General features: G+C 65.4%; 1 protein-coding gene. It reads right to left on the minus strand.

Annotated features, from left to right (window positions below):
• Nucleotides 1–12: 12 nt before the first annotated feature.
• Nucleotides 13–26,784 (minus strand): non-ribosomal peptide synthase/polyketide synthase, encoded by a 26,772-nt coding sequence (locus QM590_RS05335; protein ID WP_269594092.1) that lies wholly within the window; start codon nt 26,782–26,784, stop codon nt 13–15.
• Nucleotides 26,785–26,818: the final 34 nt, after the last annotated feature.

Genomic DNA, 26,818 nt, shown 5'->3' on the forward strand with positions numbered 1-26,818 from the left:
ACACATCAATTGTTATTCAGGTGTATTCCCGAGATGAGAATCGACGACCGGCCCGATCACAGTGGCCGCATCTGCATTGGTCATCTCGTTGTGGAAAACGTCGACATCGTGGATGACGATATCTCCTGTCACATACGGCCGCCATTCCTGCGGAGATCGAACAATTCCATCGCTCGCACCCTTCGTTGCGGAGAAGAACAAAACATCTCCGTCGAACACGTCCGGGATGAACTCGGCCATTATTCGAGTCGAGTTCTCGAATCCCGCATTGATACGTAGCAGATGATCGGCGGAAACGCCGGTCGTCTGTCCCAACGACTCGTCGAGTAGTTCGACGCCCCGTTCGTAGGTCAACGGCTCGGTCGAGGGCTGAGCAGTCAGATCGAGCCCCAATCCCGCAAGCAGGTTCTCGACGCTCAACGCTCCCTCGACCGCTTCGCCGTCGTGCCCGTCGACGTAGCTGTCCAACAGTGCGAGGGTGCGAACATCGCTGCCGGTGCTGCGCAGTTCCACCGCTATCGCATGAGCGAGCGAGCCGCCGAGCGACCACCCGAGCAGGTGGTACGGACCCACCGGCTGAACAGCGCGAATCTCGTCGGCGTAGCGGTGCGCGAGATCGCGAATGGACCCGAACGTCGACCCTTCGACGATGCTCGGCAGCTGTAGGCCGTACACGGGACGGTCGTCGCTCAGATGCGAGACGAGACCGGCGTAGCCCCACGACAACCCGATTCCCGGGTGAACGCAGAACAACGGTGCCTTGGACCCGCTGCCGCGCAGCGGAATCACGACCCCGAACACCGAATCGAGATCCGCGCCCCCGGCGTCGGCATCCGCGGCGACCCGCGCTGCCAACCCCGACGGTGTCGGATCGACGAACAGCGCTTGCAGCGGCACCCGCACTCCGATGGCGTTCTCGATGGCAGGCACGATCTTCGTGGCCACCAGCGACGTCCCGCCCAGCTCGAAGAAGTTGTCGTCCATGCCGACCCGATCGACTCCGAGAACCTGCGCGAACGCATCGGCGATCGCAGCTTCCACGTCGGTGGCCGGTGCCCGGTACGGAGTGGTCGACGTCGTCAGCTCCGGAACCGGCAGGGCCCGCCGATCGAGCTTGCCCACAGGCGTCAGCGGAATGTCGTCCAGCTCGATGATCGCCGACGGAACCATATGACGCGGAAGCACTTTGGCGACTCGGTCTCGAAGTGCTTCGGTGTCGACCGATTCGCCGTCGGCCGCGAGAACGTAGGACACGAGAACGGTGTCACCCGACGCCGCCGTGTGCCCGATCGTGGCGGCGAATCCGACCTGCTCGTTCTCGGTGAGTGCGGAGTCGATCTCGCCGAGTTCGATGCGGAAACCGCGCACCTTGACCTGGAAGTCACTGCGTCCGACGAACTCGACGGCTCCGGCACTTCCCCAGCGCACGACGTCACCGGTTCGATACATCCGGTCGCCAGGAGTACCGAACGGATCGGCGACGAAGCGCTCGGATGTCAGCCCGAAACGCCCGAGGTATCCACGGGCGGTACCGGGACCGGCGATGTAGAGCTCGCCCGACACTCCGGCCGGAACCGGCCGCAGTCGTGCGTCGAGCACCTGGAACCGGAATCCGGTTCCAGGCCTGCCGACGTCCACCGTGCCACCGGGCACCAGCGGACCACCGACACTCGCCTGGATGGTGGTCTCGGTCGGACCGTAGCCGTTGAACATCTGGCGGCCCGGTGCCCATTTCGCCACCAACTCCGGAGTACAGGCCTCACCTCCGACGGCGAGGACCCGAACGTTGCCCAGACGTGTCTCGTCGATCGACGACAGCGCCGCGGGCGTCAGGAACGCGTGCGTGACGTGTTCGGATTCGAGCAGGTCGGCCAAGTCGCCGCCGCCGAAGACTCCCGGCGGCACGATCACGACGGTGGCACCGACGCCGAACGCCATCGTCAGCTCGTAGATCGATGCGTCGAAACTCGGTGACGCGATGTGCGAAACACGCGAATCCCGAGTGGGGCGGAATCGCTCGAGCACCTCGGCCTGGAGGTTGGCCAAGCCACGGTGCCGCACTGCAACGCCCTTCGGGCGACCGGTCGAACCCGATGTGTAGATCAGGTAGGCGGGGTGGTCGATGTGCAGGGTCGCCGTACGCTCGACGTCGGTCACCGCGTCCGCCGGGTAGCGAGACAACTCCGCGGAAATTTCCGGATCGTCCAGAACCAGCCACGGGACGGTGTCGGGCAGCGATCCCCTGCTGTCGATGTCGGTCAGACCCATTGCGGCATGGGAATCTTCGAGCATGTGCGCGATTCGGTCCGCCGGGTAGTTCGGATCGACGGGCAGGAATGCAGCACCGGTCTTGGCCACGGCCCACACCGACAGCACCGACTCGATCGATCGAGGCAGCGCCAACGCGACGAACGTCTCGGGCCCGACGCCGTAGTCGATCAGCATTCGAGCGATTCGGTTGGACCAGCTGTCCAGATCGGCGTAGGAAAGGCTGATGCCTCGGTAGGTGACGGCCACTGCGTACGGGTCGAGCGCGACCGCCGCCGCGAGCAACTCCGGCCACGTCCGGACTGCTGCGTCCGGGTTTCCTCGCGCCGGCGCCAACGCGCGCTGTTCGTCGGCGCCCAGAATTTCGATGTCTCCGACCACCGCGTGCCGGTCGCGTCCGACGGCGTCGAGAACTCGAATCAGTCGCGCCGCGATGGCCTCGACGCTGGCCGCGTCGAACAGCGCTGTGGCGTAGTCGAATGCGGCCTCGAAGCCGGACGGACGTCCCGCCTCGTCGAAGGTCTCGGACAGCAGCAGCTGAAGATCCTGCTTGGCTACCGGAACGTCGAAGTCGAAGCCTTCGACGCGGAGGTCCGGAAGCTCGAGCGAGGCCTTCTCGTTGTTCTGGAACGACAGCGCGACCTGTGACAGCGGAGCGTATGCCGTCGAACGGGTGGGATTGAGAACCTCGACGATTCTCTCGAAGGGCATCTCGGTGTGATCGAACGCGTCGAGATCGTGTGCCTTGACCTGGTTCAGCAGATCGTCGAACGTCGCGGACTCGTCGACTCGGCTGCGCAGCACGAGCGTGTTGACGAACATACCCACGAGGTCGTCGAGCGCCGCGTCCCCGCGCCCGGCCACCGGAGTGGTGATCGCGATGTCGTCGGTGCCGCTCAAACGAGCCAGAACGACCGCGAACGCCGCGTGCAGCACCATGAACATGCTGACGTTCTGTTCCCGAGTGATGTCGACGAGCGTCCGATGGATGTCGGCATCGACCGTGAAGCGAACTCGGCCACCGTGGAAGTCCTGCGTGGTCGGCCTCGGTCGGTCCGTCGGCAACGGCAGCAGGTCGGGAAGACCCGCGAGCGCGGTGGACCAGTGCTCGAGCTGGGCCGCGGCCACGCTCGACGGGTCCTGCTCGTCTCCGAGCAGCGAACGCTGCCAGATCGTGTAGTCGGCGTACTGGACGGGCAGCGGCTGCCAGTTCGGTGCCTGACCTGCACTGCGCGCCGAGTACGCGAGCACGACGTCGCGAGCGAGCGGTGCCATCGACGCGCCGTCGGCGGCGATGTGGTGCACCACCATGGCGAGTACGAAGACAGGATCCTCGGACGCGTCGACGCCGGCATCGAGCACCTCGAACAGCTCGACGTGCACCGGGATCTCGGTGGTCACGTCGAATCCTCGACCGGCCAACAGGGCGACGCGATCGGTCAGAACTGCGGCATCGATCCGTTCGGATTCGACCGCAGGCGCGACCTCGGCAGCCGGGTGCACGAGCTGCACCGGGAACTCCGGGCCGTCGGGGAAGGTCGTGCGCAGAGATTCGTGGCGTCCCAGAACATCGACCACCGCGGCGGCCAGCGCAGCGGTGTCGAGCCGCCCGGTCAGCTTGACGACCAACGGCACGTTGTACGCGGCCGACGAGGTGTCGAACTGGTTGATGAACCACATCCGCTGCTGAGCGAGCGAGAGCGGAATGTGCTCCGGACGCGCCGCCGCAACGAGAGCCGGGCGCTGCGCGCGAGTGTCGGCAGTGCCGACTGCGCTCGCCAGTCCCGACACCGTCGGGGTCTCGAAGATCGTGCGGACACCGATCGAGGTACCGAACTCGGCGTTGACGCGAGCGATCACCCGCGTTGCGCTGAGCGAGTCACCACCGAGCTCGAAGAATCCGTCGTCGGCACCGACTCGATCCACCTCGAGGATCTCGGCGAAGACCGCCGCGACCGTCAGCTCGGCCGGCGTGCTCGGCTCTCGGTACGAGGTGGCCGAGCCGAACTCCGGTACGGGCAGTGCGGCGCGATCGAGCTTGCCCACCGGAGTGAGAGGAATCGACTCGACCACGACGATGGCGCTGGGCACCATGTGCGACGGCAGCGCGGCGGCAAGATGGTCACGCAGAACCGCAGTGTCGAAGGTGTCGACCGCGTGTGCCGGGTTGTCCCCCGTCAGGCGCACGTACGCCACGAGAACAGTGGCACCGGACGGCCCGGGAGTTCCGAAGGTGGCTGCGAAATCCACCGCGGGATGTGCCGAGAGCGCGGCGTCGATCTCGCCGAGTTCGATGCGGAAGCCGCGGACCTTGACCTGCGAGTCGCTGCGACCGACATATTCGATGGCCAGATCCGGCGACCAGCGCACCACATCTCCGGTGCGGTACATGCGGGCACCGGGAGCACCGAACGGGTCGGCGACGAATCGTTCGGCCGTCAGCCCCATCCGATCGTGGTAGCCGCGGGCCAGGCCGACGCCTGCGAGATAGAGCTCACCCGCGACCCCGACGGGAACCGGCTGCAGTCGCGAGTCGAGAACCACCTCGTACACACCCCGCACCGGCCCACCGATCGACACCGGCTCGCCGGCGACCATCGGTGCACTGATGTTGGACATGATCGTGGCCTCGGTCGGTCCGTACCCGTTGAACAGGTTGCGACCGGGAGCCCACTTGGTGACCAACTCGGACGGAACGGCCTCGCCGCCGACCACGACATCGGCGAACGTGTCGAGACCGGCCGGATCGACCGAGGCGAGGGCGGACGGGGTGATGAAGCCGTGAGTGACCGATTCCTCGGCCAGCAACGACGCCAGCTCGGCTCCGCCGTACACCGTGGGTGGAACGATCACCATCGTGGCACCGACGCCGAACGCGAGCAGGTACTCGAGTACGGACGCGTCGAAGCTGGGTGACGAAACATGAAGCGTGCGTGAGTCCTTCGTGACTCGATAGCGCTCGCGCTGCTCGGTCGCGAAGTTGTCGAGGCCGGAGTGGGTGACCACGACCCCCTTCGGTACACCCGTCGAACCCGACGTGTAGATCGTGTACGCCGCACTCGACAGGGTGACGCGACCACGGCGTTCGTCGTCGGCGACGGGCTCGTCGCTCACCGCGTTCGGACCGTCGGTGGCGAGGTCGTCCAGGACGATCCACGGCACGGTCGACGGCAGGTCGTCGAGGTGAGTGCGGGTGGTGACACCGAAGGTTGCTCCGGAGTCGGCCAGCATGTGCTCGATGCGATCGGCCGGGTAGTTCGGATCGACCGGTACGAAGGCGGCACCGGACTTCGCGACGGCCCAGACGGTCAACACCGACTCGATGGATCGTGCGATCCCGAGAGCGACGAACGTCTCGGTGCGGACACCGCGGCCGATCAGAATGCGAGCGAGCCGGTTCGACTGTCGATCCAGCTCTCGGTACGTCAACTCGCCGTCGACGCTGCGCACCGCGATGGCGTCCGGGTCGACGGCAGCTGCGTCTGAGAAGATCTCCGGTAGCAGCCGAGTCGATCGGCCTTCGAGGCCGAATACCGGAGCCAGAGAAGCGAATTCGGTGTCGGCCAGCAATCGCAGCCGAGCCAGTGGCTGCTGCTCGTCGGCCAGCACTGCGTCGAGCACCCGCTCGACCCGATCGACGATGGCGTGCACGTCTTGGAGCTCGAAGAGTTCGGGCAGGTACTTGGCCTTGAGGTTCAGGCGCTCGTCGACCGAAGACACCAGTGTCAGCGGATAGTGCGCCGCGTCGGTGCCGAGGATGTCCGTCACCTGCATACCTGCGAAATCCGTTGCAGCAGAGGCTCCGGCGCGATCGACCGGGTAGGACTCGAACACCGTCAGCGTGTCGAATGCGACGCCGGCTCCGGCCGCGCGCTGGATGTCGGTCAGACCGAGGTAATGGTGATCGAGCAGCGCTGCCTGTTCGGCCTGCACACGATCGACCAGAGCGCCGAGTGTCTCGGCCCGATCGAGCGTGACCCGAACGGGAAGCGTGTTGATGAAGAGCCCGATCATGCCTTCGATGCCCGGAACCTCGGGCGGACGACCCGACACCGTGGCACCGAAGACGACGTCCTCGCGACCGGTCAGAGTGGCGAGCACGATGCCCCACGCAGTCTGAACGAGTGTGTTCAGAGTGGACCCGCGGCGCGCCGCGAAATCGCGCAACGCCGCTGTGGTCTCGATCGACAACGACCGCTCGGTCTCGCTCGAGACAGTGGACAACTGACGACCCCGGTCACCGGTGACGAGCAGTGTCGGCTCCTCGACGCCGGCCATCGCACTGACCCACTGCGCGGTGGAGATGGCGACGTCGCGTTGCCGCATCCACGCGAGGTAGTCCCGATACGCGGGAACTCGCGGCAGCATCGAATCGTCGGACTCGGTGACGTAGAGGGTGATCAGTTCCTTGACCACCAGCGGCGTCGACCAGCCGTCGAGCAGGATGTGGTGATTGGTCAGCAGCAGTCGCCAGTGATCGTCGGCGAGGGTGATCAGCGTGAACCGAAGCAGCGGTGCCGAGTCCATCTCGAATCGCACGCCGCGATCGGCCTCGAGTACGGCTTCCAGTGCTGCCTCGACATCGGCTTCACCGCGGAGATCGACCTCGGACCACGGCACCGTGACCGAACTCTGCACGATCTGCAGAGATTCGCCGGTGCTGTTGTGCACGAACGCTGCTCGCAAGTTCGGATGACGAGAGACGAGCTTGTTCACGGCGGAATGCATCCGCTCGGCATCGACGACGCCGCGCAGCTCCAGACCGAGCTGCACCATGTAGGCGTCGACTCCAGCACTGTCGCTGCCGACCTCGCCTGCGAGACGGGCGTGGAAGAGCAGTCCGGCCTGCAGCGGCGACATCGACCACACATCGTCGAGATCGGGGAACTGCTTCTCGAGCACCTCGATGGAGCGCTGATCGATGTCCACCAGCTCGAGGTCGGACGGGGTGAAGCCGCCCGCACCCTCGGTCGAGGCGTGCTCGGTGATCGCGGTCAGTGCCTGCGTCCACAGTTCGATCAACCGATCGACCTCGTCCGCATCCAGGATGCCGGCCGGGAACGCGAAGGTGGCGTCGAGCTGGGGCCCGTCGGGTGTCGAGGTGGTGACGGCGTTGATGTCCAGCGCGGCCGGTACCGGCATGTCCGGGTTCTGTGCGTCGCCCAGTTCGGCGTCGGCCACAGGAATCCAGCCCAAGTCTTCCATGCCCTCGGACGATCCGGTCGAGAAGCGCCCGAGGTAGTTGAAGCTGACCTGCGGAGCGGCGTAACCGGACAGTGCCTCGGTCCCGTCGGAGTCCAGGTACCGCAGCATGCCGTAGCCGATTCCGTGATCGGGGATCTCGAGCAGCTGTTCCTTCACGGCCTTGATCAAGGCTCCGGCGGAGTCGCCACCGGACAACGCGTCGGCGATGTCCAGGGAGCCGAGGTCGAGTCGAACCGGGAAGATCGTGGTGAACCAGCCGACGGTCCTGCCGAGATCGGCTCCGGGCACCACGGCGTCTTCACGGCCATGGCCTTCGAGTGTGATCAACGCACTGCGGACAGTGGCTCCCCGTTCGCGACGCCACGCCGTCAGTGCCAATGCCAGCCCGGCCAGGAGACCGTCGTTGACGCTGCCGCGGAAGGCATTCGGCACCGCTGTCAGCAGTCGCTCGGTCACCTGGACCGGAAGCGATGTGCGGATGCGCTGGACGGTCGCGTCGACATCGACGCGCTTGTCCAGTGGTCGCGAACCGATCGTCGGATCGTCGCCGCTCAGAATGCGCTGCCACAGGCCGATTTCGTCGGCGCGGCTCGGGGTGACCTCGGTCAAACCGGTGGACCACCGTCGCATCGATGTGCCGATCGGTGCCAGCGCAGGCGTGTCGCCCGCGACTATCTGGCTCCAGGCCGTCGCCAGATCCGGGACGAGGATGCGCCACGACACGCCGTCGATCACGAGGTGATGTGCGACGACGAGCAGTCGGCCGGACCCGTTCGGGGCCTGGAACCACACCATCTGCACCATGACCCCGTCGGCGGGGACCAGTCGATCTGCTGCAGCGTCGAGTTCCGTTGCAGCACGGGAGGAGAATTCGGGACCGTCCACGGAATCGACCGAGACCGCGTGGATCACCGACGCGGCGGACACAGTGCCGATCGGAGCTACTTCCTCGTGCCAGATTCCGTCCGCATCCTGGAACAGTCGCGATCGCAGCATGTCGTGACGATCGAGCACGGCCTGCACGGTGCGCTCGAGCGTGACGCTCTCGATGCCGACCGGGAGCTGAAGCAGTGCTGTCTGGGTGTAGCGCCCGAAGTCGGTGCTGCGCTCCAACATCCAACGCACGACCGGAGTGAGGGGCAGCGGGCCGACTCCCCCACCGTCGAGTTCTTCCAGTACGACGACGTCGCCTCCGAGGACCACGACCTCGGCCAATGCCGCGACGGTCTTGCGCTCGAAGATGTCGCGCGGAGCCAGAACCAGACCGGCCGCCTTGGCGCGTGAGACCAGCTGGATGGACATGATGCTGTCGCCGCCGAGCGCGAAGAACGAGTCGTCGACGCCGACGGTGTCGAGGCCGAGGACATCGGCGAACAATCCGGCGAGAATGGACTCGACTTCGGTTGCCGGCAAACGGCTCTCGGTGACATTGGCGGAGAAGTCCGGAGCCGGCAATGCCCGGCGGTCGAGCTTTCCGTTGGCGGTGAGCGGCAGCTCGTCCAGCACGATCAAAGCGGCCGGAACCATGTACGACGTCAGTGAGTGTCCGACGAATTCGAGAACGGCGGAGTGGTCGAGTGTTCGGCCCGCCTCGGCGACGACGTATCCGATCAGTCGATCGCCGAATCCGTCGTCTCGAACCGAGACCACGGACGCCGCGACGCCGTCGAATGCCAACAGCGCGCTTTCGATCTCGCCGAGTTCGATGCGGAAGCCGTGCAGCTGCACCTGCATGTCGCTGCGGCCCAGGTACTCGAGCGCGCCGTCACGATTCCACCGTGCGGTGTCGCCGGTGCGGTACATCCGGGCACCGGCTTCTCCGGCCGGATCTGCCACGAAACGGGTGGCCGACAGGCCGGCCCGGCCCAGGTATCCGCGAGAGAGCTGTGCCCCGGAGACGTACATTTCACCGGTGACGCCGGGTGGTACCGGATTGAGACGCGTGTCGAGAACGGCGACGCGCAGTGCGGGGATGGCCTGACCGATGACGCTGGCCGAGGCCGATGCCGCGAACTGCTCGGTCAAGGCCAGGTGGCTCACGTGGACTGTCGTCTCGGTGATGCCGTACATGTTCACCAGAGTCGGGGCGGACTCGTCGTGCCGGGCGTACCAGCGAGCCAACTGCCCGAGATCGAGTGCCTCGCCGCCGAAGATCACGTAGCGCAGCGAGAGATCGGAGTCCGTGGTGCCGGCGAGGTTCCCGGTGGCCACACGATCGGCTTCCGCGAACTGGTAGAACGCCGTCGGTGTCTGGTTGAGTACCGTGACCCGCTCGCGAACCAGCAACTCGCGGAACAGCTCCGGAGAGCGTGCCGTGTAGTAGTCGACGACCACGAGCGTTCCACCGTGCAGCAGCGGTCCCCACAGCTCCCACACCGAGAAATCGAACGCGTACGAGTGGAACATCGTCCAGACGTCACGATCGTCGAAATCGAAGAGACCAGCGGTGTTCTCGAACAGTGTCGCCACGTTGCGGTGCGCGATCTGCACGCCCTTGGGGCGACCAGTGCTGCCCGAGGTGTAGATGACGTACGCGATGGAATCGGCGCTGGTGCCACCCGAACGGTCCGCGTCGGTCAGCGGGGCACCCGACATGCCGGCCAGCTCCGCGATCAGCTCGGGCGAATCGATCTCGAGGACATCGAGATCCGAGGCGGGCACCGCCGCGCTGTCGGCAACAGTGGAGATCACGCAGACGGGCGAAGCGTCTTCGAGCATGAACGCCAGCCGGTCCGCTGGGTAGGACACGTCGATCGGAAGGTAGCCGCCACCGGACTTGATCACCGCGAGCAGCGCGACGATCAGCTCCTCGTTGCGAGGCATCGCGACCGCTACCAGCGATTCCGACGTCACACCGCGCTGTACGAGAAGCCGTGCGAGGCGGCTGGAGCGGTCGTCGAGCTCGGCGTAGGTCAGCGTGTGATCTCCGAAGACGACGGCGCGCGAATCGGGGAATCGCGCTGCGGCAGCAGCGAATCGATCGGCCAGCGTCGCATCGGATGCCACCCGGCCAGGGTGGTTCCAGTCATGCGTCATGGCGTCGAGCTCACCCGGCAGGAGCAGATCGATATCGCCGACTGCGCGCTCGGGATCGCTCGTCACGGAGGCGAGCACGGCACCGAATCGTGCCGAGAACTCCTCGACGGACGTTTCCTCGAACAAGTCGGTCGCGTAGGTGATCGCGGCGGTCATCCCGGCCGGTGCACCGGCCTCGTCGAACTCCTCGGCGACGGTCAGTTGCAGGTCGAACTTCGCGATGTGAGCATCGATGTCGACGGCCTCGACCGTGAGGTCCGGCAGTTCGAGCGTCGCGGACGTGTTGTTCTGGAACTCGAGAAGCACCTGGAACAACGGCGAGCGGTCGGTCGAACGAGCGGGGTCGAGAACGTCGACCAACCGCTCGAACGGCACATCGGTGTTCTCGAACGCCGCGAGATCGGCTGTCCGCGTGGCCCGAAGCAGATCGGTGAACGAAAGCTGCGGTGCCACCTCCGTGCGCAGAACCAGGGTGCCGACGAACATGCCGACCAGATCGTCGAGTGCAGCGTCACCTCGTCCGGCGATCGGCGTTCCGACAGCGATGTCCTCGGTGCCGCTGATGCGCGCCATCAGGATCGACCACGCCGCGTGGACGGCCATGAAGACGGTCGCCTCGTTGGCACGCGCGAGGTCGACCAGCCTGGCATGAGTGGTGCGGTCGATCTCGAACCGAACACTGTTGCCGCGCATGGACTGCCGAGCGGGCCGCGGGTGATCGAGCGGTAGCGGCAGAACATCGGGAAGATCCGCCAGGGCGGTCTTCCAGAAGTCCAACTGCTGCGCGGCGAGGGACGCGGGATCGGACTCGTCGCCGAGGACGGTGCGTTGCCAGAGTGCGAAGTCCGCGTACTGAACGTCGAGCGGTGTCCACTTCGGAGCGCCGGCAGCCGCGCGAGAGCCGTAGGCGACCATGACATCTCGCGCCAGGGGTGCCATGGATGCGCCGTCGGCAGCAATGTGATGGACGACGATCGAGAGCACGAACTCGTCCGGTGCGATCCGGTACAGGACCGCGCGGAACGGTAGATCGGTCGAGACATCGAATCCTGTTGCGGCAGCGGTCGAGATGGCCGCAACGACCTCGGTGGCGTCCAGCTCGACGACGGCGAGTTCGGTTCTCGCCGCCTGCACGTCGAGGATCTTCTGCTCAGGACGATCCCCGCGGGTGGGGAACACCGTGCGCAGCGACTCGTGACGTTCCAGAACGTCCCCGACGGCCGCGCTCATCGCGGCGATGTCGAGTCGACCCGTCAGTCTCACCGCAAGCGGGATGTTGTACGCCGCCGAGGTCACGTCGAACTGATTGATGAACCACATTCGTTGCTGCGCAAGCGACAACGGAATCGAATCCGGTCGCGGCTTCGCCACGAGTGCGGGACGGCGAAGGGTACCGACCGGGTTGCTGAGCACTCGCACCGCAAGTGACTCGACGGTGGGAGCCTCGAACAATGCGCGGACGCTGATCGTGGTGCCGAGGGCGGAGTTGACGCGCGCAGTGAGTCTGGTGGCACTGAGCGAGTCGCCACCCAGATCGAAGAAGCTCGAATCGATTCCGACGCCGTCGATCCCCAGTACCTCGCCGAAGATATCGGCGATGACCTGCTCGGTGTCGTTCCGCGGTGCACGCGAGTCGCCCCCGAGATGGAGATCGGGTGCAGGCAGGGCATTGCGGTCCAACTTGCCTGCCGGTGTCAGCGGAATCGACTCCAGTGCGACGAAGGCCGTCGGGATCATGTGGGTCGGTAGCGAACTCGAGACATGAGTGCGCAGAGCTGCTGCATCGACCTGCTCGCCGGACCTCGGGAGGACGTAGGCAACCAGAATGGTGTTGCCCGTCGGACCGTCGACACCCACGGTGGTGGCGAACTCGACCATCGGATGGTCGGTCAGGACGGCGTCGATCTCGCCCAGTTCGATGCGGAAGCCGCGCACCTTGACCTGGAAATCGCTGCGTCCGACGTACTCGAGCGTTCCAGACTCGGTCCACCGCACCACGTCGCCGGTGCGGTACATCCTGGCACCGCTCTCGCCGAAGGGATTCGCGACGAAACGGTCTGCGGTCAGACCGAATCGGCAATGGTAGCCACGAGCCAGTGCCGGGCCGGCGAGATAGAGCTCACCCACGACCCCGACCGGAACGGGATGCAGTCGTGCGTCGAGGACCACCTCGCTGAAACCGATTGTCGGAGAACCGATGTCGATGGCGGAGTCGACGTCGAGTCGATCACTGATGGACGAGAAGATCGTCGCCTCAGTGGGGCCGTACGCGTTGAACATCCGACGGCCCGGTGCCCAGCGAGCCACGAGCTCGGGCGGACACACGTCGCCACCGGTGGCCACCACGGCCAACTCGGTCAGGCCGTCCGGATCCACCGATGCCAGCGCGGCGGGCGTGACGAACGCGTGCGTGACGTGCTGTGCTGCGAGCAGTTCGGCCAACTCGGTGCCGCCGTAGACGGAGGTCGGCGCGATGACCATGGTCGCGGCACCGGAGAACACCATCAGCAGTTCCAGGATGGAGGCATCGAAGCTCGGGGACGCGAACGCGAGAACCCGAGCGCCCGGGGTCACCTCGAAACGAGTCCGCTCCTCTTCTGCCAGATTGGCCAGCCCGCGGTGGGTGACGGTGACGCCCTTGGGAACACCCGTCGAGCCCGAGGTGTAGATCAGGTAGGCGAGCTGATCGATGTGCATCGGGCGAATTCGGTCGCTGTCGCGAACCGGGGCGGTCGAGTGACCGGCGAGTTCGGTGCGCGTGGCGTCGTGGTCGAGCACGGTCCACCGAGCAGAGCCGAGACCGGAGACAGCGGCCTCGTGCTCCGACAGGGTAAGACCGATCGACGCGTTCGAGTCGACGAGCATGTGTTCGACGCGATCGCGCGGGTAGCTCGGATCGATCGGCAGGAACGCCGCCCCGGTCTTGGCGACTGCCCAGATGCCGAGTACGGATTCGACGGACCGTGGCAGAGCCAGTGCAACGACAGTTTCCGGGCCGGCACCGCGAGCGATCAAAGTTCTTGCGAGAGCAGACGATTGCGCGTCCAGTTCGGCATAGTCCACGGTGCGGCCGTCGCTCCACAGAGCGGTGCCCTGCGGGTCGACTGCGGCAGCGTCGGTGAAGATATCGGGAAGCAGTCGAGTATCCGACGACGCCGGTCCACGAACCGGTGCCAGCCGGCGCAATTCGTCCTCGGACAGCAACGAGAGCGATCCGACGCGTCGACCGGTGTCGGTTGCGATGGCCTCGAGAACACGCACGATTCTGTCGACCGTCGCCGCAACGACGCTGTGCTCGAACAACTCCGGCAGGTACTTCGCCTCGATGTGCAGCCGGTCGTCGACCATGGCGACCAAGGTCAGAGGATACTGCGCGGTGTCGCTTCCGTCGTGCACGTCGTGCACCTGCATGCCGGCAAGGTCGGTCTCCGCCGACAATCCCGCGCGGTCCATCGGGTACGACTCGAACACCGTCAGGGTGTCGAAGGAGACGGCCGGTCCGACTGCTCGCTGAATGTCGGTGAGCCCGAGGTAGTGGTGATCGAGTAGCGCGGCCTGTTCGGACTGCACCCGTTCGAGGTACTCACCGAGTGTCTCCGACGGATCGAGCACGATCCGCACCGGCAGAGTGTTGATGAACAAACCGACCATCGACTCGATGTCGGAGACCTCCGGCGGGCGTCCGGACACGGTGGCACCGAACACGACGTCGGAGCGTCCGGTCAGAGTGCCGAGAACCAGCGCCCAGGACGCCTGGACCATGGAGTTGATCGTCACGCCACGGGCGCGAGCGACGCTGCGCAAGCGGTTCGTCTGCTCCACATCGAGTGAGACCAACGAACGGCCGGCCAACGTCGATTCCTGGCGTCGGCTCTCGACCGGCGTCAACAGCGTCGGCTCGGACAAACCGGCGAGAGCGTTCGTCCACGCTTCGAGTGCCGACGAGCGATCACGCTTGGCCAGCCACGACAGGTAGTCGCGGTAGGCAGGAACTCGTGGGAGCACGGTCTCGTCACCGTCGACCACGTAGAGCGTCAGCAGGTCCTTGAGCAACAGCGGCGTGGACCAGCCGTCGAGCAGGATGTGGTGGTTGGTCATCACCAGGCGCCACTCGCCCGGTGCCACGGTGATGAGCATGAAGCGCAACAGAGGTGCCTGTGCCATGTTGAACCGAGTGGCACGGTCCTCGTGTTCGATGCGATCGAGCTCGACGGCTCGATCCTCCGGATCCAGTCCGGTCAGGTCGATCGACGACCAGGGGGCATCCACGTCGTGGTGGACGATCTGAATCGACTCGCCGTCGCTGTTGTGCACGAAAGCGGTCCGCAGGTTCGCGTGTCGACGCAGCAGCCCCCGAGCAGCACGCCGGAACCGCGCCTCGTCGACGCTTCCGCGCAACTCCAGCACCAGTTGGACGATGTAGGCGTCGACGGACTGATCCGACAGCTCGGCGTGAAAGAGCAATCCGGCCTGCAGCGGCGTCATGGACCAGATGTCGTCCAGCGTGGGATAGACCCGTTCGAGGTCGTCGATGGAACTCTGATCGAGCCGCACCAGATCGAGGTCGGAGGGCGTGAAGCCACCGGCCCCCGGTCGCTGGGCCAGCTGCGTCAGCGCGGTGAGAGCCTGACGCCACAGCTCCGCCAGCTCGGTGACCTCGTCCGCGTCGAGCACGCCGGTGGGGAAAGCGAACGTCGCCTCGAGCCGCGGGCCGGTCGGCGTCGCGGTGGTGACGGCATTGATGTCGAGAACGGCTGCGACCGGAAGATCCTCGTCCTGCGAATCGCCGACACCGGAGTCGTCGACCGGCAGCCAGCCGTGTCCGCGAAGTTCGTCGGGAACGTCGGTGCTGTAGCGCCCGAGATAGTTGAAACTGATCTGGGGAGCCGGGAAGTCACGCAGTGCAGCGGCACCGTCCTCGTCCAGGTAGCGGAGCATGCCGTAGCCGATACCGTGGTCCGGAACGGCCAGCAGCTGCTCCTTGACCGACTTGATCAGACGCGCTGCGTCGACGCCGCCTGCGAGTGCGTCGTCCAGATCCAGATCGGCGAGGGTCAGCCTGAGCGGGTAGAGCGTGGTGAACCAACCGACGGTCCGGCCGAGATCTGCACCGGGCACCACGTGGTCCTCGCGGCCGTGACCCTCGAGCGAGATGAGAGCGTCGTCGACGACCACTCCCCGACCACGTCGCCACACCGCCGTGGCGAGGGCGAGAGCCGCGAGCAGGCCGTCGTTGACGCTGCCGTGGAACGCGTCGGGCAGTGCCGTCAGTAGCCCCTCGGTGACGTCGGTGGACAGCGTCAACTCGACCTTGTCCACTGTTCGGTACACGTCGATCTCGCGATCGAGTGCTCGTGATCCGATGAGTAGATCCGGTTGTGCCAGAACGTCGCGCCAGATCGCCAGTTCGTCTCCGCGGGTGGCGGTGACCTCACGCAAACCGTGCGACCAACGACGCATGGAGGTGCCGACCGGAGCCAGCTCGGGGGTGCTTCCGCCGATGATCTGGGCCCACGCCGACGCGAGGTCGGGAACCAGGATTCTCCAGGACACGCCGTCGACGACCAGATGGTGGGCGACGACGAGCAGACGGCTCCCCCCGGAGCCGGCGTCGAACCACACCATCTGGATCATGACACCGGCATCGGGTGCCAGCCGGCCGACTGCTGCTTCTGCCTCGGCGTTTGCTTGCTCCGAGAACTCCTGTCCCCGAACGGTTGTCGAGGTCACGCGGTGCACGACCGAGTTCGCCGAGACCGATCCGACGGGAAGAACCTCCATCGCGGGGTGCTCACCCCGGTGCAGGACACCGCGAAGCATGTCGTGGTGATCGAGGACCGTCTGGACGGTGGCTTCGAGCACATCGAGTTCGATGTCGACCGGAAGTGTGAGAACCGCCGTCTGCGTGTGCTTGTCGAGAACGTCCGTCCGATCGAGCATCCACGCCACGATCGGAGTCAGAGGTACATCGCCTACGCCGCCGCCGGGCAACTCTTCCAGTACGAGAGGTGCGGTGCCGTCCGAGGACGCGACCACCTCGGCGAGCGCCGCAACCGTCTTGTGCTCGAAGACATCTCGTGGCGACAGAGACAGTCCGGCCGCCTTGGCGCGCGAGACCAACTGAATCGACATGATGCTGTCGCCGCCGAGGGCGAAGAACGAATCGTCGACACCGACACGGTCCAGTCGAAGCACCTCGGCGAACAAACCGGCCAACGTCTTCTCGACCGCATTGTCCGCGTCGCGACCGGACGTGACCTGAGCGGACCAATCGGGTTCGGGGAGTGCGGTGCGGTCGAGTTTGCCTGCCGGAGTCAGAGGAATGGACTCCAACATCACGAACGCAGAGGGCACCATGTGCGCAGGCAGCACCGAACCGGCATGCTCACGCAACGCATCGACCTCGAGGACCGTACCGGCCACCGGCAACACATACGAGACCAACACCGTTGCCCCGGCAGCAGACTCACGTCCGATGGTGACCACGAAATCGACACCCGACACCGCAGCCAACACCGAATCGATCTCACCCAACTCGATCCGGAAACCACGCACCTTCACCTGAAAATCGCTACGCCCCACATACTCCAACGCACCCGAGGCATTCCACCGCACCACATCACCGGTGCGATACATCCGCGAACCCGCACCACCGAACGGATCGGCCACGAACCGCTCCGCCGTCAAACCCAACCGCGCGTGATACCCACGAGCCAACGCCGGACCCGCCAGATACAACTCACCCACCACACCCACGGGCACCGGATTCAACCGCGAATCCAACACCACCTCCGCGAAACCGATCGTCGGCGAACCGATATCGACCGACTCCCCCACCACCAACGCCGACGAGATCGACGAAAAAATCGTCGCCTCCGTCGGACCGTACGCATTGAACATCCGCCGACCCGGCGCCCACCGCGCCACCAACTCCGGCGCACACACATCACCACCGGTCACCACCACCTCGACCGACTCCAACCCCACCGGATCCACCGACGCCAACGCCGCAGGCGTGACGAACGCATGCGACACCCGCTCCTCGGCCAGCAACGACGCCAACTCCACCCCACCGAACACCAACGGCGGAGCAATCACCATCGTCGCCCCACCCGAGAACGCCAACACGAACTCGAGAATCGACGCATCGAAACTCGGCGACGCGAACGCCAACACCCGCGACGACGGACCCACACCGAACCGAACCCGCTCCTCGGCAGCCAAGTTCCCCACACCACGATGAGTGACCACCACACCCTTGGGCACACCCGTCGACCCCGACGTGTAAATCAGATACGCCGCATCATCGAGCCGCAACACACCCGAACGCTCCACATCCAACACCGGAGCAGACGACCGAAACGCCAGATCCGCCACCACATCCGGATCATCGAGCACCACCCACGACACCCCACCCACACCCGAGAGCGCACCCACATCCGCACCCAACGTCACACCCACCACAGCACCCGAATCGACCAACATGTGCTCGATCCGATCCACCGGATAATTCGGATCCACCGGCAAGAACGCACCACCGGCCTTCGCCACCGCCCACACCGCCACCACAGACTCCACCGACCGCGACAACGCCAACGCCACGAACGACCCCGGACCCACCCCACACGACATCAACATCCGCGCCAACCGCGACGACGCCGCATCCAACTCACCATACGAAACAGACCGCGACCCCGACACCACCGCAACACCACCGACACCAGCAACACCCACCGCACCAGCCAACAACTCCGGCAACACCACACCCACCACAGACCGCGGACCACGAACCGGAGCCAACGAGTCGTACTCGTTGGCAGACAGAATCTCGATGTCACCGACTCGGATGGACGGCGTTGCCGTCACGGCGTCGAGGATCCGTACGAGGCGATCGGCGAGAACCCGGACGGTGTCTGCATCGAACAGTTCTGTGGCGTAGCGGAATCCGGCTTCCATGCCGACCGGTGCGCCGGAACTGTCGAATTCTTCCGAGACCGTCAACTGCAGGTCGAAGTTGGAAATGTCGTTGGGTAGCTCGATGCTCTCGATCGACAGTCCGGGCAACGTCACCGTCGGTCGGTCGGTCTGTTGGAACTCCAGCATCACCTGGAACAACGGCGCATGGGCAGTCGACCTCGCGGGATCGACCGCATCGACCACTCGCTCGAACGGGACATCCGAATGAGTGAACGCGGCGAGGTCGACCGAGCGAACCTCCGAGAGCAGGTCCTCGAACCGTGTCGAGCCGGGCACCTGGGTGCGCAGAACGAGGGTGTTGACGAACATGCCGACGAGCTCGTCGAGTGCGGCGTCTCCTCGGCCCGAGATCGGCGTGCCGACCGAGATGTCCTCGGTGCCCGAGAGTCGGGCCAGAAGGACGGCCAGAGCCGCGTGCACGATCATGAACGCGCTGGAATTGTGCTCGGCGGCAACAGCAGCAAGACGAGCATGGATTGCGGCGTCGATCTCGAAGGAGACGCTGTCGCCACGCAGGGATGCGACCGCGGGACGCGGGCGATCGGTCGGCAACGCCAGGACCTCGGGGCTGCCGGACAGTGTGTCGACCCAGTAGGCGAGCTGCTTGGCCATCATCGACTCGGGATCGGACTCCGCACCGAGGAACCGGCGCTGCCACAGCGCGTAATCGGCGTACTGCACCGGCAACGGTTCCTGGCTCGGTGCGTGTCCTGCGGCGCGGGCGCTGTAGGACACCATCAAGTCACGGGCCAGCGGAGCGCTGGAGAACCCGTCGGAGGAGATGTGGTGCACCACCATCACGAGCACGTGCTCGTTCTCGCGTACCCGAACCAGTCGTACCCGCAGCGGAACATCCGCCACGACGTCGAAACCCGAGCCGGCGACGTCGGCGATCAACTCGAGGACGTGACGCTCGTCGTTCGCGTGAATCGGAGTCAGATCCGGCAGTGCCGATGCCACGTCGAGGATGGACTGCGCGGGAACGTCGTCGGTCAGCGGGAACATCGTGCGCAGCGACTCGTGCCGGCTCAACACGTCACCGATGGCCGAGTGCATCGCGTCGACATCGAGCACACCACTCAGGCGCATGGCGAATGCCACGTTGTAGGCAGCCGACTCGGTGTCGTACTGATTGATGAACCACATTCGCTGCTGCGCGAGCGACAGCGGCACCACATCCGGGCGCTCCTGCGGGACCAGTCGAGGGGCAGCCGCAGCGTCGTGCTCGCCGATGTCGATGCCTGCAGACAACGCTCGCACCGTGGGGGCGTCGAACAGATCCCTGATGCCGATGTCCGTTCCGAGGGCCGCGTTGACGCGCGCGACCAAACGCATCGCGATCAGCGAGTTGCCACCGATCTCGAAGAAACTCGACGTGACACTGACCTGAGCGATACCGAGTAGATCACCGAAGACACCGGCGACGATCTCTTCTACCGGGTTCTCCGGGCCGAAGAACTCCGACGCGGCGACGGTGAATTCCGGCGCAGGCAATGCCTTGCGATCGAGTTTGCCGCTGGCGTTGACCGGCAGCGAGTCCAGTACGACCACGTGTGAGGGCACCATGTACCCCGGCAGGCGGCGCGAGGCCTCGGCCGTCAGCTGTGCGGGGTCGACGGCGGAGCCGGGTGCACCGACCACGTAGGCCACGAGGGTCTCACCGGTGTTCGGGTCCTTGTGCACCAACGCGACCGCCTGTGCGACCGACTCGGATCGAAGGAGAACCGATTCGATCTCGGGTAGTTCGATGCGCAGGCCGCGCAGCTTGACCTGGAAGTCCGTTCGGCCGATGTACTCGAGTTCGCCGTCGGCGCGCCAGCGCACCAGATCGCCTGTGCGATAGAGCCTCTCGCCGGGCTCGCCGAACGGATCCGCGACGAAGCGATCCGCTGTGAGATCGCCGCGACCGACGTACCCACGAGCGAGTTGCACGCCGGCCAGATACAGCTCGCCGGGAGCCCCGATGGGAGCCGGTCGCAACGAGGCGTCGAGCACGTACAAGCGTGTGTTCCACACCGGTGCGCCGATGGGGATCGAGACGGCGTCGTGGCCGGTCACGTGGTAGTAGCTGACGTCGACGGCTGCTTCGGTCGGGCCGTAGAGGTTGTGCAGTTCTGCGTTGGAGAACTGCGCGAACTGTGCCGCGGTGGCAGGCGGAAGTGCCTCGCCACTGCAGAAGACGAGTCGGAGCGAGACACATTCCGCAGCTCGTCCACCTGCCGCGAACACCGCGAGCATGGACGGTACGAAGTGCGCGGTGGTGATGTGCTCGTCCGCGATGATGCGGGACAGGTAGACCGGATCGCGGTGTCCGTCGGGTTCGGCCACGACGAGCTTGGCACCGACCTGCAGGGGCCAGAAGAATTCCCACACCGAGACGTCGAACGTGGCCGGCGTCTTCTGCAGAACGGTGTCCGCAGGCTCGAGGTGATACTCGTGCTGCATCCACAGCAACCGATTCACGATGGCCGAGTGCGTGACAGCAACACCCTTGGGTCGACCGGTCGAACCGGAGGTGTAGATGACATACGCGGTGTTGGAGCCGTGCAGTCTTCCCAGTCGATCCGAATCGGTGACAGAGGTGTGGTCGCGATCGGACACGTCGAGCAGATCGACGGCGAGGACCGGAGTTGCGACCGGGATGTTGATCCAGTCGCGGCTCGTGGTGAGGATGCACACAGGCTGGGCGCTGGAGAGGACGTAGGACGAACGCTCGACCGGATGGTCCGGGTCGATCGGCACATAGGCACCACCGGCCTTGACGATCGCGTACATGCCGACGAGCAGGTCGATCGACCGTCGGATCGCGAGGCCGACGTGCGATTCGGTCGTCACGCCGAGCGAGATGAGATGTCGCGCGAGCTGATTCGCACGTTCGTCCAGTTCGAGATAGGTGATGTGCTCGTCCTCGAACACCAACGCGGTCGAGTACGGGCTGCGCTGCACCTGTCGGTCGAACAGACTGCTGAGCGTCATGTCGACGTCGCCGGCCGGGATGTGCTGGTGGACCGGAGGTTCGATCAGCCGTGCAGTGTCGTTCCACTCGAACAGGACGAGTTCCCGCTCTGCGGCGGACAGGATGTCTATGTCGCCGGTGCGTACGTCCGTCGACGCCCCGATGGTCGACACGATCCGCAGGAAGCGATCGACGAACCTGTCGATGGTTTCGGGATCGAACAGATCTGTGGCGTAGGTGAACGAGGCCGACAGTGCCCCGGACGGATCCACGGGCTCCTGATCCACGCGCAGCTGCAGATCGAATTTGGCTGTGTCGGTGCTGATCTCCTCGAAACCGACGGTGAGATCGGGTAGTTCCAACGTGACAGCTGCATTGTTCTGGAACTCGAGGAGAACCTGGAACAGCGGCGAGTGGTCGGTCGACCTGGCCGGATCGAGTACGTCGACCAGTCGCTCGAACGGGATGTCGGTGTTGTCGAAGGCGGCGAGGTCGGAGCGACGAGTGTCGGCGAGCAGTTCGGCGAAGGTGGCTCGAGGCTCGACCTGCGTTCGCAGCACCAGGGTCCCGACGAACATGCCCACGAGGTCGTCGAGGGCCGCGTCGCCGCGACCCGCGATCGGAGTACCGACAGCGATGTCCTGGGTGCCGCTCAGGCGCGCGAGCAGCAATGCAAGCGCAGAATGGACGACCATGAACAGCGTCGAGTCGTGTTCGGCAGCAACCGAATTCAACCGAGCGGCGACATCGGCGGGAATCGTGAACGGGGTGACGCTGCCACGCATCGACTGCCGGGTGGGCCGCGGGCGATCGAGTGGCATCGGCAGCACGTCCGGCAGGTCTGCCAGAGCCGTCTGCCAGAACTCGATCTGCCGCGACGCCACCGAGGTGGAGTCGCTCTCGTCGCCGAGAACGGCGTGCTGCCACAGTGCGAAGTCCGCGTACTGAACGGTGAGTGGCTCCCACGCCGGAACCGAGCCGGCGGAGCGGGCGCCGTAGGCGACCATCACGTCTCGGGCCAGCGGTGCCATCGAGGCACCGTCGGCCGCAATGTGGTGGACGACGATGGAGAGCACGAAGCTCTCCGGGCCGGTCCGGTACAGCACCGCGCGGAACGGAAGATCGACCGTGACGTCGAATCCTGTTGTCGCAGCTGCACGTACGAGCTCATCGACCGAACCGGCGTCGACGTCGACCACGTCGAGGGGGAGCTTCGATCCGGTGACGTCCTCGACGGGTGCGATGACCTGAATCGGCAGATCGCCCACAGTCGGGAACACCGTGCGGAGCGACTCGTGCCGGGACAGGACGTCGCCGACGGCAGCAGCCATCGCACTCACGTCCAGACGGCCGGTCAGGCGCACGGTGAGCGGGATGTTGTACGCGGGCGAGGACACGTCGAACTGGTTGATGAACCACATCCGCTGCTGCGCGAGAGACAGCGGGATCGAATCGGGGCGGTCGACGGGGACGAGTGCCGGGCGGCGATGCAGCGACGCGCCCTTGGCTTCGGCACGTTCCGCCAGAGTCCGAACCGTCGACGCCTCGAACAGATCCAGTACCTTCAGATCGGTTCCGAGAGCCGAATTGACCCGTGCGATCAAACGCGTGGCCACGAGGGAGTTTCCGCCGAGATCGAAGAAGCTGTCGGTGACACCGACTCGATCGACCTCGAGAACGTCGCAGAACACGGACGCCACCGCGGCCTCGTATTCCGTTTCCGCGGCCTCGAATGCACCCTGTGAACCGAGTTCGGGTTCGGGGAGTGCGGTGCGGTCGAGTTTGCCTGCCGGAGTCAGAGGAATGGACTCCAACATCACGAACGCAGAGGGCACCATGTGCGCAGGCAGCACCGAACCGGCATGCTCACGCAACGCATCGACCTCGAGGACCGTACCGGCCACCGGCAACACATACGAGACCAACACCGTTGCCCCGGCAGCAGACTCACGTCCGATGGTGACCACGAAATCGACACCCGACACCGCAGCCAACACCGAATCGATCTCACCCAACTCGATCCGGAAACCACGCACCTTCACCTGAAAATCGCTACGCCCCACATACTCCAACGCACCCGAGGCATTCCACCGCACCACATCACCGGTGCGATACATCCGCGAACCCGCACCACCGAACGGATCGGCCACGAACCGCTCCGCCGTCAAACCCAACCGCGCGTGATACCCACGAGCCAACGCCGGACCCGCCAGATACAACTCACCCACCACACCCACGGGCACCGGATTCAACCGCGAATCCAACACCACCTCCGCGAAACCGATCGTCGGCGAACCGATATCGACCGACTCCCCCACCACCAACGCCGACGAGATCGACGAAAAAATCGTCGCCTCCGTCGGACCGTACGCATTGAACATCCGCCGACCCGGCGCCCACCGCGCCACCAACTCCGGCGCACACACATCACCACCGGTCACCACCACCTCGACCGACTCCAACCCCACCGGATCCACCGACGCCAACGCCGCAGGCGTGACGAACGCATGCGACACCCGCTCCTCGGCCAGCAACGACGCCAACTCCACCCCACCGAACACCAACGGCGGAGCAATCACCATCGTCGCCCCACCCGAGAACGCCAACACGAACTCGAGAATCGACGCATCGAAACTCGGCGACGCGAACGCCAACACCCGCGACGACGGACCCACACCGAACCGAACCCGCTCCTCGGCAGCCAAGTTCCCCACACCACGATGAGTGACCACCACACCCTTGGGCACACCCGTCGACCCCGACGTGTAAATCAGATACGCCGCATCATCGAGCCGCAACACACCCGAACGCTCCACATCCAACACCGGAGCAGACGACCGAAACGCCAGATCCGCCACCACATCCGGATCATCGAGCACCACCCACGACACCCCACCCACACCCGAGAGCGCACCCACATCCGCACCCAACGTCACACCCACCACAGCACCCGAATCGACCAACATGTGCTCGATCCGATCCACCGGATAATTCGGATCCACCGGCAAGAACGCACCACCGGCCTTCGCCACCGCCCACACCGCCACCACAGACTCCACCGACCGCGACAACGCCAACGCCACGAACGACCCCGGACCCACCCCACACGACATCAACATCCGCGCCAACCGCGACGACGCCGCATCCAACTCACCATACGAAACAGACCGCGACCCCGACACCACCGCAACACCACCGACACCAGCAACACCCACCGCACCAGCCAACAACTCCGGCAACACCACACCCACCACAGACCGCGGACCACGAACCGGAGCCAGGCGCGCGCGCTCGGCGGTGGACAGCAGATCCACATCGCCTATCGGCAGATCGGGCTCGTTGGTCGATGTGTCGAGAACGCGGACGAGGCGACGGGCGAGTTGAGCCGTGCTCGCGGCATCGAACAGTTCTGTGGCGTAATCGAAAACGACGGTGACAGAATCGGACTCGTCGACGGTGACGACCAGATCCATGCCGACTCCGTCACGCGGTAGTGCGGACGGACCGAACCGGAGCGCAACCTGAGCGAGGGGGCTGTGCGATTCCGTTCGAGGCAGATTCAAGGCCTGAACGACGTCGTCGAACGACGTGTCACCGTGTGCCATCGCCGCATCGAAGTCGGCTGCGGACGCATCGACGAATTCGGTGAACGACTGCCGAACGTCGGGTCGGCTTCGTAGCGCGACGGTGTTTCCGTGACCCGCGGGTACGGCTATCACCAGGTCGTCGGTGTTCGCCAGTCGCGAAAGCAGCACGGCGAGAGCAGATTCGAGAACCACGAACGGCGTCGTGGACCGTTCTGCCGCCAATCGAGTCACTCCGGACCACGTTTCGGATCCGATCGTAACCTCGTGGGATGCGCGAACGTGTCCGATGTGCGAGGCGCGCGAGCGGTCGGTCGGAAGATCGAGGAGATCGGGGGCGTCGGCGAGCCGTTCGGTCCAGTAGGCGAGCTGGGCTGCCGCGCGCCGCCGGCGCTGGCCCTCGCGTGCGCTGACCGGATGGACGTCCAGAACAGCGGTCTCGGGCCCGGCCGCGATGAAGGCTTCCACCATGTCGACGAAGCTCGAGTGGTGCGCGGTGAGGTCGTCGTCGTCGTACCGGTTGGGGTTGGCCCTGAAATCGACGAACGTCCGGGCCGGAGATCCGCTTTGATAGACGTTGACCAGGAGGTCCTCGACCGGACCCGAGGTCACGATGTTGAACTCGCCGACGATCGACCCGAGTTCGATCTGCTGATGGAACAGCATCATGTTGACCATCGGGCCGGACAGCTGCTTGTCACTACCCGAGGCCGCCAGCTCGCGCCGAATGTCCTCGATGCTGAAGCGCTGGTGCCGCAGCGCTCCCATCAGTTCGAGCTGCACCTGCTGAACCAGCTCGCCGACGGTCGCGTCCTGGGGCACGTGGATCGAAATGGGGGCGACGTTGACGAGCATTCCACCGGATCGGCGAAGCAGTGCGGTGGTGCGCGCGGACACCGGGATGTTGACCGAGACGTCTTCTCGCCCGGTCATTCGCGAGAGGTAGCAGCCGAAAGCGGCGATGAACACCGCAGCCGCGGTTCCACCCTTGGTCGCGTCGGACGCCTCGAGCTCGGCGACGACGTCCTCGGGGAGAGCGACGCTGCGCAACTTGCTGGCAGCGATCGTGCGACCGGTCGTGTTGGACAGAGAAGCTCCGTCCTGGATGTCCGCGGCGCGAGCAGTCCAGTACGCCTTGTCGGACTCGAAGCGCGACGACGTCCGGTAGTCCTGATCGAGCTCGTAGAGTCGGCGAAGCTCGGCCGCCTTGTTGGGAGCAGGCTCGACGTGTTCGACGGCCGCCGTGTACAGCGCGGCGGTTCGGTTGACGAGAGTCATGGCACCGTAGCCGTCGAGTGCTACGTGGTGAATCTTGCTGTACCAGAGGTTGCGATCGTCCTCGACCTGAATGATCCAACTGTCGACGAGAGGGTCGTGTTCCATGTCGACGGGCTTGACGTAGTTCTCGTCGATCCACCTCAGCGCCGACGCCATCGGGTCCTCGGCATCACGCAGATCGAGGTAGTGCACCGACTGGTCGATGGAGTGGTCGACCAGCTGTACGGGTTCGCCGTCCACCTCGGCCAGTCGGAGATATGCGGACTGGAACTCGTGTCCGGCCTGAGCCGAGGCCTCTTGCAGAACGCCGATGTCGAGGTTGCCGCGAAGGTCGACATATTGTGCGATACAGACCGGGACGTCAGGGGCAAGCTGCTGAGCGAACCACATGCCACGCTGAGCGGACGACAGCGGGAAACCGTTCTCGAAGCCGGGGCCGGTCGGGGGCGTCTGAGATCCACCGGAAATTGCTGCGCGCATTCACTTGCCCTTCGACGGCACGGTCACGATGGCC

Source organism: Rhodococcus sp. IEGM 1372, assembly GCF_030056835.1.
Lineage (GTDB): Bacteria > Actinomycetota > Actinomycetes > Mycobacteriales > Mycobacteriaceae > Rhodococcoides.

Excerpts from the sequence above, each read along its gene's own strand:
- QM590_RS05335 (WP_269594092.1), bottom strand. The coding sequence starts at position 26,784 with ATGCGCGCAGCAATTTCCGGTGGATCTCAGACGCCCCCGACCGGCCCC.